This window comes from Zunongwangia atlantica 22II14-10F7, assembly GCF_002094855.1.
Classification (GTDB): domain Bacteria; phylum Bacteroidota; class Bacteroidia; order Flavobacteriales; family Flavobacteriaceae; genus Zunongwangia; species Zunongwangia atlantica.
Window position 1 is genome coordinate 40,391 of the sequence record NZ_ARYN01000018.1, and the last position, 15,830, is coordinate 56,220.

Below are 15,830 nucleotides of genomic sequence, written 5' to 3' on the forward strand. Positions count from 1 at the left end.
CTGTCAGCTTTCAGCAATTACGAATCCTTAATATTTGACACCTGTCATTCTGAGCTTGACTCAGAATCTCATAAGAGCTTTTAAGACTATGAGACCCTGAAACAAGTTCAGGGTGGCGCATCATTATTACTTGATAATAGATATGCTAACATCGCCACATTTTAAAGCAGTCAGCTTTTAGTTACATCATTCATCATTCATCATTCAACACTCAATATTCAACATTCAGAATTCAAGATTATCACATCACCATATTTTTTCAAATCATAAAAATCAACTTCTATATCCATACTCCTCCAAAATCTCTTTCGCTTTTGCTGAAAACAGAAATTCGTAAAATTTACGAGCATTTTTTATAGTTTCTGGCTGTTCAGATTTCAATAATAATGCTGCTTGTTGAATAGATGAGTATTGAGAAGGATCTATTTCGATCCAATTTCCCACATTTTTCATTTTTGGAGAGAGTACAACCGATTTGGCCGTAAATCCAATTGCTGCGGAACCTGAATGAATATAGCGATTAACTGCTGAAATACTTTCGCCAAACACTAATTTTGACTCTAATTCGTTGAATTTCCCTGTTTTTTCTAAGAATTCTTCCGTAGCACGACCATAAGGAGCGGTTTTAGGATTCGCAACTGCGATATGTTTTATTTTTTCTTTGAAAAGAATGTCCAATGAGGGTTCTATATTTTCTGAAGTCGTCCACAACACCAAAGTTCCGTTAGCGTAAATCTTTGGTTTTTCTTCACCAAAACCTTCTTTAAAAAGTGTATTCGGATATTTTAAATCTGCGGAAACAAAAACGTCAAAAGGCGCTCCTGCTTTAATTTGTGCCGTTAATTTCCCAGAAGAAGTTATTACGATCTCGCATTGTATACCGGTTTCCTGCTGAAAGGTTTCAATTAAATCGTTCATCGCGAACTGCATATTCGCAGCCGTAGCGATTTTTAGGACATCTGATTCTTTTTCAGATTTACAAGAGAAAAAGAAGATTGCAAAACAACATAAAAAAAGCAGCCTGATTTTATCGAATTTTGGCATTAAATCAAGAGTTTTTTGTAGTTGTGGTTAGTTTTGAAATTGCATTCATTCCACCTTTTACGTCTACAAAATCTCCGTAGATTTTTAAATCTTGCAATAGATTGATCGCTTTTAAACTCCGCATACCCGATTGGCATAAAAAATATGTTGGTTTCTGAAGATCGATTTTTGCCGATTTTTCCTGAACTTCACTTAGCGGAATATTTTTCCAATCTTTCTGCTGAGTTTCGGGTAAATTTTGTCTTTCTACTTCTTCAGGATTTCGCACATCAATAAGTTGAATATTTTCTGAATTCCATTTTTTGAGAAATGCTTCAGCTTCTATCGATTTTACTTCGGTAGCGCAACTAAATTCATAGGATTTTTGAAGTTCCTTAATTTCAAGATTCTTCAGATTTAAACCGAATTTTATTTTTTGCTGAGACTGATTTAATCCATCAAATAAAAGCAATTTTCCCGATAAAGTTTCGCCAATGCCGGTAATCACTTTTATAGCTTCTAAAGCCTGTAAACTTCCTATAATTCCGGGGATAATTCCTAAAACACCATTTTCATTACAATCGGGGATTTCTTCAGGATTTGGCATTTCAGGGAATAAACATCGATAAGTTGGGCCGCCTTTATAATTAAAAACGCTTACCTGCCCTTCAAAAGCATGCAAAGCACCGTAAACCAAAGGTTTTTTCAGAATTACACAGGCGTCATTTACCAAAAATCGAGTAGGGAAATTATCTGATGCATCAACGATCACATCAAAATCGGTTATAATTTCCAAAGCATTTTCCGTAGAAATAAAAGTCGGGAAAGTTATGATCTCAATTTCGCTGTTTAGGGCAGTTAATTTCTGCTTCGCAATTTCAACTTTGGATTGGCCAAGATCATTTTCTGAATATAAAATTTGTCGCTGTAAATTGCTAATATCAACCACGTCGTTATCAACAATACCGATAGTTCCCACGCCCATTCCGCTTAGATATTGTAAAACGGGAACGCCAAGACCACCTGCACCGATCACCAAAACTTTAGCATCAGCCAATTTCTTTTGCCCGGCTTCACCAAATCCCTGAAGCCGAGTTTGTCTTGTATAGCGTTCAGGATTCAACTTGGTGTAATTTTTTTAGTGCGAGTTGGTATTCTTCTTTATTGTTCGCGTTGATCAAAATATCGTCGCTGGAAGGGAAAATCAATTCGGTTTCTGAATTGATCAAAAACTTACGCGGACAAGTATTCGTGCCGCTTTCCAGATATTCGATGGCTTTTGGAAAAGAATTTGCTTCCCAAATCGCAAACATCGGTTCTGGTAATCCCGATTGATGCGTGGCGTAAGCCGTGGCTATTTTTTCAGGATTTCGCTGCTCGATCAATTGCTCAATTGAATTTTTATCGATTAACGGTAAATCGGTCGCAACTACTAACCAGGCGACTTCAGGAAATTCCTGATGCGCACTAATTATTCCGTTTAGCGGACCTCGATATTGGTCTTTATCGGTGATCGTTTTTAAGTTTTCAGATAAATTTTGCTGTTGCTCACGTCGTACGCTTAGGTAAACATCGTCGCAAAATTCTGCTAAAAGTTCGTATAAATACTCGCGATGCGGTTTGCCGTGGTAAGCAAGCTCACCTTTATCGGTGCCCATTCGGGTGCTTTTTCCACCTGCAAGTACGAGTCCGTTTAGTTTAGTTTTCATTGAGTGAAGTTTACAGTTCACGGTTTACAATTAACAGTTTTTAGCTGTCAGCTTATGGCATATTCAAAGTTCAAAATTTGACATTCAAAATTCAACACAATCGAATATCTCATTATCAAATTTACACATCAGCAAATTAGCAAATCAACACATCATCAAACTCCAAAGTCGCTTTTTCCGCCGGTTTTCTTATTCAGTTTTATTTCTGAAATTTCCAGATCGTGGCTTAAAGCTTTGGTCATATCATAAATGGTAAGCGCTGCGGTAGAAACTCCGGTTAAGGCTTCCATTTCTACTCCCGTGCGTTCGTTGCATTTTACCAAACATTCAATATCCAACGAATTTTCACCAGGTTGAATGTCAATATTAATTTTCGACAAACGAAGCGGATGACAAAGCGGAATTAGATCTGAAGTTTTCTTTACCGCCTGAATTCCTGCAATGATCGCTGTTTGAGTGATGCTTCCTTTTTTGCTTAGAAAATCATCTTTTTGGAGTTGCTTAAAAACTTCCGCAGGAAATATAATTCGGCCGCTTGCAATCGCAGTTCGGCTGGTGATTTCCTTTTCAGAAACGTCTACCATTTCAGCATTTCCCTGCTTGTTGATATGTGAGAGTTTTTTATCCACCAATACTTGTCATTGAATTTTCGTAATAATTTTTATTTCGAGCTTCAGCTTCAAAACCATCTTTTGCTCTACTTCCAACAGCTTTTAATATTTCATTTTTGATATTTTCTTCAGAATTTTCAGCACGAAGAATATCGCGAATATTTCGATCGGAACTGGCGTAAAGGCAGGTAATAACATCGCCGGTAGCGGTAATCCTTAAGCGGTTACAGCTTCCGCAGAAATTACGGGTAAAACTTGGGATGATTCCAAAACTACCCTCAAAACCTGCAATCTTATAATTTACTGAAGTCGAAGTTTTTTCAGAAGAAAGCTTTTCGATATTTGGGTAATAGGAAGCGATATAATTGTAAATCGCTTTATGATTCCATTTTATGGTTTGGAAATTTTTGCTTCCACCGTTAAAAGGCATTTCTTCTAAAAAACGAACCGAAACCGGATAATGTCGCGTTAGATCTTCCAAAATCGGAATCATATCTTCAGTATTCTGCCCGTCTAATGCGATAAAATTCACCTTTACATTAAAATCTTCCTGAATCAACTTGATCAAATTGCCATAAACTGTTTCAAACTGGTCACGCCGAGTTACTTTTTTAAAAGTTTCTGGAGTGATAGAATCCAGGCTCAAATTGATGTTTTTTATGCCTAATTCTTTTAACTCAGGAATATGCTGCCCAATTAAAGTTGCGTTTGTGGTAATGCTAATATCTTCGAGTTTTGGGAGCACAGAAAGTTTACGAAGCAATATCATTAAATCTTTGCGAACAAAAGGTTCGCCGCCGGTAATCCTGATCTTTGTGATGCCCTGTTCTACCAAAGTTTTGCTTAAGCGATATAACTCATCGATCGATAGTAGTTTATCTTTTTTTGCAAAATTAATTCCGCTTTCTGGCATGCAATAATTGCATCGCAAGTTACAACGGTCGGTCACCGCTAGTCGCAGGTAATTAATTTTTCTTTGGTGATTATCTATAAGCATTAACGTCTTCTTTTGGGGATTTAAAATGTGCGATTATGGATGCGGTGTCACCCAAACTTCGTCTTTACCGTCGAAAAATTCTTTTTTCCAGATGGGAACTTTTTCTTTTAGCGTATCGATTAAAAATCTACAGGCTTCAAAGCAATCATCGCGATGTGCAGAGGAAGCACCCACAAGCACAACGGGTTCTTCAACTTTCTTATCGCCAACCGCGTGCTGCATAATAAGTCGGTTTAAATTCCATTGCTTACTTGCTGCCTCTGCGATCTTCTCCATTTCTTTAAGCGCCATCGCTTCGTAGGCTTCAAAAAAAAGGGAGTTTACTTTTTGATTTTGGGTAGTATCACGAACAGCGCCTATAAAAACACAAATTCCACCGCTTGCAGGGTGGGAAAGGTCTTTATGGATCAAAGACGGATCGATATTTTCTATAATTTCAATTTTCTTTTCCATATATCCCTAGTTAAGGATCCTTCAAACTTCATTAACCTCCGCTAACCGGTGGAATAATTGCGATCTCATTTTCTGCGGAAATTAATTTTTCATCACTGGCATATTCTTCGTCTACAGCGATAGCCAGAGAAGAAAGCTTCGCAAATTCCGGATATTTTTTGATGAGCTCCTGCTTTAATTCGGCTACATTTTTAGCTTTAAAAGAAGGCTCTTCCAGCACCTGATTTCCTACAATATCTTTCGCAACTCCGAAAAGTAAGATTTTCATTTTTTAAGGTAAATATAAAAGCTGAATTGCACAATCACTTATGAAATTCAAACTTTCCTTTAGTAAGTTTCTAAAATTAAGAAAGATTTAAGAGCTATTGCTCAAATTGAAGCTATTCTATTGATTAATTTCAAAATTGATTTTAAAATGTGCAGTTTTACAAGTGAATTTTAAACTATGAAAAACAATCTGTTTACATCCTGATATTGTAGATTTAAGCAGAGAAAATTTAGCTTGTAGAGGAAATGAATAAAAATGACACACGAGTTTAAAGAAATAATAAGTCAGGTTTTACAAAATCAGCAACAAGGGAAACGAAGTGTTTTGGCAAGTGTGGTTGCATTAGATGGTTCGTCTTACCGAAAACCGGGCGTTAGAATGTTGATCACTGAAGATGGAGGAATGACCGGAGCTGTGAGTGGTGGTTGTGTAGAAAAAGATGTTTTGTTAGAAGCACAAACCGTATTAAAAACCGGAGTCGCAAAAATGATGACCTACGATGGCCGGTATCGTTTAGGATGCGAAGGCATTTTATATATTTTACTGGAGCCTGTGGCGATTTCTTCGGAATTTGAGCAGTTATTTTTTCAGCAAATTGAGAATAGAAAATCCTTTAAAATTGATTCGTTTTTTAGAAAGGAAGTCGGTGAATTTGAAGCTTTAGAATCTTTAATTGATTTTGGAGAAAGGCAATTTTCGATGACTTCAAGAGAATTAGCAGATCATTCTGGTTTAGAAAAATTTAGTCAGCAGTTACCGGCGATTTCAAGATTAATTTTGATCGGTGCTGAACATGATGCTGTAAAATTAGGACTTTCGGCGTCTCAATTAGGTTGGGAGGTAAGCATTATTTCTTCGCCTAGAGATCCTAAAACCACAGAAAATTTCCCCGGAAGTAAAGAAGTTTTAGCGATCGATCCAGAGCAGGCGAAAGATTTGGAAATCGATAGCCAAACCGCGGTTGTTCTAATGACGCATAATTATGCACGTGATCTTCACTTTTTGCTATCGATAAAAGATAAAGATCCTTTTTACATTGGTATTTTAGGTTCGACCAAGCGTCGTGAAAAAATGTATAATGAATTGATCGAAATGCAAAATGATATCGAATTTGATTTTTTCGATAAGCTTTATGGCCCGGCCGGAATTGATATCGGCGCGATAACTCCAGAAGAAATTGCTGTTTCGATCTTAGCAGAAATTTTGGCAGTAAAACGAGGAAAATCGATTCCGTCTTTACGAGAAAAAATGGGCGCTATACACTAAGATTCGATAAAATGAATACAGATTTTAAAGTTGCAGTTTTGGTACTTGCCGCTGGTGCTTCCCGAAGAATGAACGATATAAAGCAAATTTTAGCTTTTAAGGATTCTACGCTTTTAGAAAATGCTTTGAAAACAGCCAAAATGAGCAAAAATGATCAGGTTTTTTGTGTTTTAGGAGCAAATAAGGAAGAAATTCAGCAAAAAGTAGATTTTCAGAGTATAGAAATTATCCAAAATGACGATTGGAATGAGGGTTTAGGGAAATCTATTGCGGTTGGAGTAGAAGCTATTCAGAATTGTAAAGATTATGACGGAATTTTAGTGATGTTGGGCGATCAGCCGTTTATTTCTTCAGAATATTTGGATAAAATGATCGAGAAATATAACGAAAATCAATCAGAGATCGTTGCCACCAGTTATTCAGGGAAGCCGGGTGTTCCTGCATTATTTCCGCAGAAAATCTTTTCAGAATTAACGAAACTTAGTGGTGATAGCGGCGCAAAAGAGTTATTGCGAGGTGAGAAAAATATCGTAAAACTCGAAGCTGAAAACACATTTGATGTCGATAGCCCCGAGGATTATAAAAAGGTTTTGAGATTTTAGCTCTCAGCTCTCAGCCGTCAGCTTTTAGTGATTTTGAGATTCAATACTGAAAATTCAACATTAATCAACTTCAAATTATAATTTTTCCGAATAAAAAAAATATCACATTTTCAAGGTCTCAGCTTTCAGTATTAATTAGGTTTAATCTTCAAATTATAACATTTTCAAATTAATCACCGAATCTTCACATCACGACATTACCATATTACCGAATTAACAAATCATCACATTGTCTAACGTTTACAACGCATAAATAAGTGCAGCGTAAGCAGGAATATTTACTTTACCTGTCCATGGTTTTTGGTCGGTTTCTTCATGAATTTTTTCGATATCTTCAACCGGTAGATCAGAGAAATCCTGGTCGTATCCTTTCCAGGAGCTGTTAAATTTTATTTTCCAGTTTTTATCTTCTTCAACACCAATTCCGTAGTCTTCAAAATCCTTATTTCCGAAGTTAAGAATAATGAGAACAGACTGCTCATCCATATTTCGTTTGTAAGCCAGAATCTTATTTTCCTGGTTAAAATGTATAATTTCGGTTTGCTGACCTTGGAGTCCGCCTGCACCTTCAGTTTCACCGGTTGTTAGTTTAATTAGATCTGCGCTTAAATGATCGATTCCTTCCAGTCGGTTTAATTTATCCCAATTAAGCTCCTCGGTATCTTTAAAATAGCCGTCTTCCAAAAATTCCTGTCCCTGGAAGATCATTGGAATACCGGGAGACGTCATCACCAAAACTAATCCCAAAATGGCCCTTTTCTTCGCAAACGCACTTTCAGCATCACCAGGTTGAATTTCTTCAGGAACTCTGGCTTTGCCGTTAGCCACTTCATCGTGGGATTCAGTGTAAATCACGCGATTGAAAACATCGTAGTTATATTTGTAAAGAATAGCATCGACGATTTTTTGTAGATCGCGATCATTATCATTTAGCTGAGTTAAAACTTCTCGAACTGGATGCACGAACTTCATATCCCATTGCGTTGCGTAACCAATGCCACCATTTTCGGTAGAAGCCGTGATAATATTATCGGCCTTTAGATCTTCAGCAATGGTAATAATATAGGGGTATTTATGTCGAATTTCAGCATTAATATCTCGCATCATAATGATACCTTCTAAAATTTCAGTATCAAAACCTAATCCACCACCTTCGTAACGAATATAGGATGTGGCGTCCATTCGCAAACCATCACAATGATATTTCTCGATCCACATCAAGGCATTATCCCTAAAATACTGTCTAACTTCTGGCCGGCCATAATCTGGTCGAGTATCGCCCCAGGGCGTATCACTACGGTGATCGTTATAAAAATAAATTCCGCCTTTATCATTTTCGTGCCAGCCATCAAACTGCCAAAGATCTACATCAGATGGCCCTAAGTGATTATATACGACATCCATAATAACACCAATTCCTTTTTGATGTGCTGTTTTTATTAGCTGAAATAAACCATCTGGACCACCATAATCCTGCTCGATAGCAAAAGGATGTGCAGGATTGTAACCCCATGAAATTCCACCGGCAAATTCGGCTACCGGAAGTAATTCGATACAATTAATGCCAAGTGATTTTAGGTAATCCAGTTTTTCGATAACATCCTGAAATGTACCAACGGAATTGGGATCTTTACGATTGAAAGTACCTACATGAAGTTCGTAGATCACTAGCGAATTCCAGCTTGGTAATTGATAGTTATCATCTTCCCAATCAAAATCCAGATCTCTGATTATCGAATTGCCGTCGCTGTTGGTTACTTCAAAAGCGTATGGATCATTTTTAAACAACGATATTTCGCCATTTTCGATATAATATTTATACTGATCTCCTTTTTTAGCTTTGTCTGTTGTTCCCGCCCAATAACCATTTTCTTCAGATTCTAATTCAAGATCATCATTATTCCAATCGTTAAAATCTCCAACTACCGAAACTCGATTAGCATTTGGCGCCCAAACTCTAAAGGTGGTGTAATTATTTTCGATTATTGCACCCATACCAGCAGAAGGAGCAATGGGATAACTTAAAACATTTTCGTTCTTCATCTTCAATTTTTTATTCTAATTTAATACCCAGTTTGATTGTATGATTTTAATTGTGAGATATTTAACCTGCTGTGAATTATTTAAGAATTTTGTCATTTTTCAGGAAAGAACAGGATGAGTAACTTCTGGCAATTATTAGCTTTGAGGTATAAATTATATCTATGTCTAAAATAAATTTGATATTTAGCTTACTAATTTTAGTTTCAATACAGAGTTTTGCTTTTCAGCAGGCAAATTTAGATCGAAAGGATGTAGATTTTGTTTATTATGATGTAAACGGAACTTCGCTAGATTCTATTTCCGCTCATTTACTGGCAGAAGATATTTTCAAAATTACCGGTGAAAAACCTGAAGTTTTAACGTCTGATAAAGCTATTTCAGAAAACTCGATTCTTATCGGGAGTATCAATTCTGAATTTATTCAAGAACAACTTTCAGAAGAAATTCCGGCTTCTTTTCAGCAACTAAAAGAAAGTTATTACCAAGGGTGGTCAAAAGATCAAACGCATTTTATCATTGCCGGAACCGATGCTCGCGGAACAGCTTTTGGTGTATTCGATTTTTCTAAATTGAACGGTGTTTCACCATGGTATTGGTGGGCTGATGTTCCTGTAGAGCAAAAAACAAAATTGGATTTTCCAGCCGAATCGTACTTTTCTAAAGAGCCATCGGTAGAGTTTCGTGGTATTTTTTTAAATGATGAAGATTGGGGATTACAGCCGTGGGCAGAGAATACTTTTGAGTCTGAAACAGGAGATATTGGACCCAAAACTTACGCAAAAATCTTTGAGTTGCTTCTACGCTTAAAAGCCAACACCATTTGGCCGGCGATGCATCCGTCTACCAAAGCCTTTTTTCATTATCCCGGAAATCCTAAAATGGCCGAAAAATACCATATTGTTTTGGGTAGTTCGCATGCCGAACCAATGTTACGGAACAATGTAGACGAATGGACAAAAGAATTTGGGAGATTTGATTATAAAAGCAACCGTGAAACTGTTCAGAACTATTGGGATGAACGCGTAGCAGAATCTAAAGATATTGACGCGATTTTCACAGTTGGCATGCGCGGTATTCACGATAGTGGAATGGAAGGCGTGAAGAGCACGGAAGAAGCAGCGAATTTGTTAAAAACCGTGATTGCCGATCAGCGATCTATGCTAGAAAAACATCGTGGCAAAAGTGCCTCTGAAATTCCGCAAGCCTTTACAGTGTATAAAGAAGTTTTGAATTTGTACGATCACGGGATGCAGTTACCGGAAGATATTACACTGGTTTGGACGGATGATAATTATGGATACATCAGACGTTTGGGAAATGAGCAGGAGCGTGCCCGAAGCGGTGGTGCCGGAGTTTATTATCATGCGTCATATTGGGGACGCCCGCACGATTATTTGTGGTTAAGCACTACTAATCCTGCTTTGATTTGGGAAGAAATGCACAAGGCCTATCAAATGAACGCTAAAAAAATATGGATTTTAAATGTAGGCGATATCAAACCGGCAGAGTACAACATGCAGTTTTTTATGGATATGGCTTATGACATGGAAAAATTTGATGCACCTGAAAAGATTGAAAAACATAGAAATCAATTTTATAAAGATATCTTCGGAAATGATCTTGGAAATGAAGTTTCAGCCATCAGAAAAGAATATTATCAACTGGCCTGGGAACGCAAACCGGAGTTTATGGGATGGAGTCAAACCGAACCAACAACTGAGGTAAAGTCAACCGACTATTCGCCTTTTGATTTTGGAGATGAAATTCAACATAGATTAAACGCATATCAAAGTTTAGCACATAAAACAGATTCAATTTTCAAGAAATTACCAGCCGATTTAAAAGATAGTTATTTCCAGTTGGTACACTATCCGATAAAAGGTGCTGCGTTGATGAATGAAAAACAATTGAACAGAGATTTGGCTGAAAAATATGCTAAACAAGGCCGACTTTCAGCTAAAAAATATCAGCGAAAGTCAGTAAACGCTTATGATAGTGTTCAGCAGTTAACAGACCAATACAATCAGGTTATTTCAGAAGGAAAATGGAACGGGATGATGTCTATGAAACCAAGAAATCTGCCTGTTTTTCACAAACCTGAGTTTAAGGATAGTATTCAGCATATCGAGAAAACCGCTTCGTTTTTTATAGAAGGCGGTAGCAAAAATCAATTGCCTAATTTCTATAAAGGAACGAATGAAACCTATTTTATTGATGTTTTTTTAAGTCAGACTGAAACTGTAAAATGGAGTTTAGATGATGTGCCAGAATATGTAATGGTTTCCACTAAAAATGGAGAATTAAATGCCGATTTTGGGCAATTTCAGCAACGAATTTATTTCAAAATCGATTGGGATAAATTCGGAAACTCAACTAGAAATGAAGATAGTCTCATCCTAAAAATTGGTGATGATTTCCATGAAATTCAGCTTAAAATTAACGAATATCAGCTTAGCGAAGCTACTATTGTTGAGAAAAATTATCTTGCGGTAGTTTATGCCGAGCATTTCAAAAATAAATCAGATTCAGAAAATGGATTTTGGCAGAAAATTGGAGGTTTAGGTTATTCTGGTGCAGTAATGCAGGCAAAGCCCTTGGATCAATTGCCTTTAGATACGCTGAATTTTAAAGAAGATCATCCAAAACTGACCTATGAAATCAACACAGAAACAATTACCGATTCGGCTGAGCTAATCATCAATGCTGTGCCAACGCATCCATTAACGAATCAGCATAAAGTTCGCATTGCAGTACAATGGGATGATGAGCCTGTTGAGGTTTTAAATTTTGAAACCTTTGGTAGAAGTGCTGTTTGGAAAGTGAATGTGTTGAGTAATAAAGCACAGGTAAAATTACCTTTAAAATTATCGAATATCGGCAAACATACTTTGAAGGTTTTTATGATAGATCAGGGAGTTGCGCTAGATTTTATTTATTTAAAAACCAAAGATATTTCGTTACCTTACACATTAATAAAGGAAACAAGCTTACAAAACTAATTCATCATGATTTTTGAACAAAGCTGGCGTTGGTACGGGCCTAATGATCCTGTAAATCTAGCTACAATAAAACAAGCAGGAGCGCACGGTGTGGTGACTGCTTTACACCAAATTCCTGTTGGCGATATATGGACAAAAGAAGCTATTCAAGAACGTATTTCTCAGCTCGATGAAAGCAATCGATTACATCCTTTTAAATTGCATTGGAATGTAGTGGAAAGTCTTCCGGTGCATGAATTTATCAAACAAGGAAAGCCTGAACGAGATCATTTGATCGAGAATTATAAAGAGAGTCTGAAAAATTTAGCGGCTTGCGGAGTTACAAGCATTTGCTACAATTTTATGCCGATTCTGGATTGGTTAAGAACTAATGTTCGCTACGAGTTGGAAGATGGAAGTACAGCTTTACTTCATGAAATGGTAGATGTGGTGATTTTCGATATTTATATGTTGCAACGTGAAGGTGCTGAAAAATCATATTCAGAAGCTATTTTAATTCAGGCTAAAGCAAAATATGAAAGTCTTAGTGACGAAGAAATTGCTGTTTTGAAGCAGAGTTTATTGATGGCATTGCCGGGAGATAAAGATGGTTTTACTATTGAAAAATTGAAAAACGGTTTACAACAATACGATGGAATTTCACGGGAGCAATTACAGGAGAATTTAATTTACTTTCTGAAAGAAGTAATTCCGGTTGCGGAAGAATTAGGCGTTGTGTTGGCCATTCATCCAGACGATCCGCCATGGCCTGTTTTTGGTTTACCAAGAATTGTAAGCACTGCTGAAGATCTCAAATTTATTTTTGAAGCGGTTCCTTCAATTCATAACGGACTTACATTTTGTAGCGGAAGTTTAGGCGCTTCAGAAGAAAATAATCTGCCGGAAATTATTAAAACGTATTACGATCGCATTCACTTTGTGCATTTGCGTTCGGTAAATAGGGTAGCGCCATATCATTTTTATGAAGCCAATCATTTAGAAGGAAGTGCTCAAATGTTTGAATTGATAAAAACTTTTTATGATTGTCATCAAACCAATCAAAGGGTCTTACCAATGCGACCAGATCACGGTCATGAAATGATGGATGATCAGGGAAAACCGTATTATCCGGGGTATTCAGCTATTGGTCGTTTACGTGGTTTAGCAGAATTACGAGGTTTAGAATTCGGAATTATAAATTCATTGAAATAAAAATATGTTTAAATTAAATGGTAAAGTAGCAATTGTAACCGGTGGAAATGGTGTTTTAGGCGGAGCGATTGCACACGGACTATCAAAAAATGGTGCTAAAGTGGCTGTTTTAGGTAGAACTGAAGAGACAGTTAATGCAAGAGTAAAAGAGATTAAAGAAGCAGGCGGTGAAGCCTTAGCTTTAGTTGCCGACGTGTTAGATAAGGAAAGTTTAATCAAAGCGAAAGATAAAATTCTTGCCGAATGGGGAAGCATCGATATTTTAGTGAATGGAGCCGGCGGAAATAAAAAAGGTGCGGTAATCACACCAGATCAGGAGTTTTTTGATCTTTCTATGGAAGCTTTAGATGGTGTTAATCAGCTGAATTTTAATGGTACAATTCTTCCAACTTTAATTTTTTCAGAAGAAATGGTGAAGCAAAAGAAAGGAAGTATTATCAATATTTCTTCGATGGCGGCACAAAAATCGATTACCAGAGTAATGGGATATTCTGCTTCAAAAGCAGCAATTGATAATTTTACAAAATGGCTTTCTGTAGAATTAAATCATAAGTATGGTGAAGGCGTTCGTGTAAATGCGATTGCACCTGGATTTTTTGTTGGAGAGCAGAACCGTGATCTTCTTTTGAATCAAGATGGTTCTTTAACAGCTCGTGGGCAAAAGATTGTAGATAACACACCAATGGCCAGATTTGGAAAACCTGAAGAATTGCAGGGTGCTGCAGTTTGGTTAGCAAGCGACGCCTCAGCTTTTGTAACGGGTATCGTTGTACCTGTAGATGGTGGTTTTAGCGCTTTTGGAGGTGTTTGATCTTTATTTATCTATTCTGAATAAAATTTTTCCCAGCCTGTTCCCAAATAAAAACTAGGGTGTGGCGGCTGATTGTAACCCACATTTTGCCAGGCAATGCTTAAACGGTATTGCCTGTCTTGCATTAAAGTTGGTAGTTTGATTTCCGTAGGAATTGTGGTCGAATAAACTCTTAGTTCCTGATTGTCCTTAGAAGGCAAGATGAGTTCCTCACGCCAATCGCCTAAGATATCACCTGATAACGTAGGTGTTGCTTTAGACCAATTGTTGGATCGTGTTCCAATAGCTTCAAAAATTACTCCTTTTCCGTATTTGGTAATGTGTGTGCGATCTAAAATCTCGCGTGTAGCATCGCCATCCCACCAGATCAAAAAATTTGTTTCACGTGGCGCTCTACCAATTTTATTTCCTTTTATATCATACAAATTTCGGTCGCCAAGCCACCACATTTGGGCACCAATAGTATTTGTGTCGATATTAGCAGCGACACCACGGCCAATATCTCTATTAGGTGCTGCAGTGAACAAAACACTACCATCAATGGCTTTTCTAAGGGTGACTCCGGGACCTGTGGTGTGATCTTCAATTTCGTGGACTCCAAAAACTTCCAATCCCGGATTTTCAGGATCTAAGTCTGAAACATGCAAGGCATCGCCATGTCTAAATCCGGTAGTGTACAGTCCGGTTCCATCATCGTCAACCGTCATAGCGCCAAAGATAATTTCGTCTTTTCCGTCATCATCAACATCGGCAACAGACAAGCCATGATTTCCTTGTCCGGAATATGGATTTCTACCATTTTCGGTATCAAATACCCAACGAGATTTAATTTTTCCATTCTTAAAATCGAAAGCCGCCAAAACTGATCTTCCATAGTATCCACGACACATCACAAAACTAGGATGTTTTCCGTCTAAATAAGCTACAGCAGCAGTAAAACGGTCTACACGATTACCGCTTCGGTCGTTTCCACCGTTACCACCTTTACCGCCCCAACCACCAATGTTTCCGCGAGCTGGAATATAATCTGTTGTTGCAAGTGCTTTTCCGGTAGTGCCTTCAAAAACAGTTAGGTATTCAGGTCCGTCTAAAATTTTTCCGTAGGTTTTTGCATTTTCGTCCAAACTACGCCAGTCTTTGCTAGCGTCTCCAATCACATTTCCTGCTCCGTCTGTAGTGCCATCGGCGGTTTTACAAACTAGTTCAGCTTTTCCGTCTCCATCAAAATCATACACTAAGAACTGCGTGTAATGTGCACCTTCACGGATGTTTTTCCCTAAATTGATTTCCCAAAGAAAAGTGCCATCCATTTTATAAGCTTGAAAAATTGGAGGATCTGTCAAACCGCTATGTGAATTGTCATGTGCACGACCACTTTGATGCAACACAATTTCATAGGCACCATCACCATCTAAATCGCCTACAGAGGCATCGTTGGGCGAATAACCTTCGGGAGTTTGTAATGGAATTGAAAAGTATGGGTTTACTTCACTATTTGCCGAAATTGTAAATTCTCCGGCTTCCTTTTTTTCTTTTGAATTCAATACACTTTTTACAAACCAGGTATTGTTTTGTTTAGCTTGAAAAGTAGCATCTATAAACCATGTTTTTGAGGTAATGGGAGTAGAATTCAATTTAACAGTTTCTCCGTCTGACGATCTGTAGATATTGAAACCTAAGTCGGCCGCATCTTCTTGAAAAGAGCGCCAACTGATAAAAACTTCCTTTTCACTTTTTTTGATCGCCACCAATCCACGATCTAATTTTTCCGGTTGCTGACTCATTACCAACATTGGAAATATGAATAGAATAAAAAGGCTTGGTAGGGATTTACAGAACATGGTTTTGGTTTATAGC

At 37.4% G+C, this 15,830-nt stretch carries 14 protein-coding genes; 5 read left to right on the top strand and 9 right to left on the bottom strand.

Annotated features, from left to right (window positions below; all coding sequences use genetic code 11):
- Window positions 1–273: 273 nt before the first annotated feature.
- From modA to IIF7_RS17420, 7 genes are all read right to left on the bottom strand, one after another.
- Complete coding sequence (gene modA / locus IIF7_RS17390) at window positions 274–1,044, bottom strand: molybdate ABC transporter substrate-binding protein (protein WP_084842960.1); 771 nt, start codon at window positions 1,042–1,044, stop codon at window positions 274–276.
- 4 nt (window positions 1,045–1,048) lie between these two features.
- A complete protein-coding gene (moeB, locus tag IIF7_RS17395; protein WP_084842961.1) occupies window positions 1,049–2,146 on the bottom strand; it encodes a HesA/MoeB/ThiF family protein in 1,098 nt (365 codons plus the stop codon).
- Window positions 2,136–2,732 (bottom strand): molybdenum cofactor guanylyltransferase, encoded by a 597-nt coding sequence (gene mobA, locus IIF7_RS17400; protein ID WP_084842962.1) that lies wholly within the window; start codon window positions 2,730–2,732, stop codon window positions 2,136–2,138. The genes moeB and mobA overlap by 11 nt, the downstream gene beginning before the upstream one ends.
- Window positions 2,733–2,887: 155 nt before the next feature.
- Complete coding sequence (gene moaC, locus IIF7_RS17405; RefSeq protein ID WP_084842995.1) at window positions 2,888–3,361, bottom strand: cyclic pyranopterin monophosphate synthase MoaC; 474 nt, start codon at window positions 3,359–3,361, stop codon at window positions 2,888–2,890.
- Window positions 3,354–4,340: a GTP 3',8-cyclase MoaA gene (gene moaA, locus IIF7_RS17410; RefSeq protein WP_084842963.1), complete on the bottom strand. Its 987-nt coding sequence runs from the start codon at window positions 4,338–4,340 to the stop codon at window positions 3,354–3,356. Before moaA ends, moaC begins: the two co-directional genes overlap by 8 nt.
- A 33-nt stretch (window positions 4,341–4,373) precedes the next feature.
- A complete protein-coding gene (locus tag IIF7_RS17415) occupies window positions 4,374–4,793 on the bottom strand; it encodes a molybdenum cofactor biosynthesis protein MoaE (RefSeq protein WP_084842964.1) in 420 nt (139 codons plus the stop codon).
- Between the two features lie 31 nt (window positions 4,794–4,824).
- Window positions 4,825–5,061, bottom strand: a complete 237-nt coding sequence (locus IIF7_RS17420) for a MoaD/ThiS family protein (protein ID WP_084842965.1) — start codon at window positions 5,059–5,061, stop codon at window positions 4,825–4,827.
- Window positions 5,062–5,316: 255 nt separating this feature from the next.
- On the opposite strand from IIF7_RS17420, the gene IIF7_RS17425 reads away from it, so the two are divergent.
- Both IIF7_RS17425 and IIF7_RS17430 read left to right on the top strand, forming a co-directional pair.
- A complete protein-coding gene (locus tag IIF7_RS17425; RefSeq protein ID WP_084842966.1) occupies window positions 5,317–6,327 on the top strand; it encodes an XdhC family protein in 1,011 nt (336 codons plus the stop codon).
- A gap of 11 nt (window positions 6,328–6,338) precedes the next feature.
- Window positions 6,339–6,929 (top strand): nucleotidyltransferase family protein, encoded by a 591-nt coding sequence (locus IIF7_RS17430; RefSeq protein WP_084842967.1) that lies wholly within the window; start codon window positions 6,339–6,341, stop codon window positions 6,927–6,929.
- Between the two features lie 240 nt (window positions 6,930–7,169).
- On the opposite strand, the gene IIF7_RS17435 is transcribed toward IIF7_RS17430, so the two are convergent.
- Window positions 7,170–8,972 (bottom strand): alpha-amylase family glycosyl hydrolase, encoded by a 1,803-nt coding sequence (locus IIF7_RS17435; RefSeq protein ID WP_084842968.1) that lies wholly within the window; start codon window positions 8,970–8,972, stop codon window positions 7,170–7,172.
- A gap of 161 nt (window positions 8,973–9,133) precedes the next feature.
- On the opposite strand from IIF7_RS17435, the gene IIF7_RS17440 reads away from it, so the two are divergent.
- Genes IIF7_RS17440 through IIF7_RS17450 form a run of 3 tightly spaced genes read left to right on the top strand, consistent with a single transcriptional unit; the run spans window position 9,134 to window position 13,973 of the window.
- Window positions 9,134–11,971 (top strand): glycosyl hydrolase 115 family protein, encoded by a 2,838-nt coding sequence (locus IIF7_RS17440; protein ID WP_084842969.1) that lies wholly within the window; start codon window positions 9,134–9,136, stop codon window positions 11,969–11,971.
- A gap of 6 nt (window positions 11,972–11,977) precedes the next feature.
- Complete coding sequence (gene uxuA, locus IIF7_RS17445) at window positions 11,978–13,162, top strand: mannonate dehydratase (protein WP_084842970.1); 1,185 nt, start codon at window positions 11,978–11,980, stop codon at window positions 13,160–13,162.
- Window positions 13,163–13,166: 4 nt separating this feature from the next.
- Window positions 13,167–13,973: an SDR family oxidoreductase gene (locus IIF7_RS17450; RefSeq protein ID WP_084842971.1), complete on the top strand. Its 807-nt coding sequence runs from the start codon at window positions 13,167–13,169 to the stop codon at window positions 13,971–13,973.
- A gap of 11 nt (window positions 13,974–13,984) precedes the next feature.
- On the opposite strand, the gene IIF7_RS17455 is transcribed toward IIF7_RS17450, so the two are convergent.
- Window positions 13,985–15,814, bottom strand: coding sequence for a rhamnogalacturonan lyase (locus IIF7_RS17455; RefSeq protein WP_176218989.1), 1,830 nt, complete (start codon window positions 15,812–15,814; stop codon window positions 13,985–13,987).
- Window positions 15,815–15,830 lie beyond the last annotated feature (16 nt).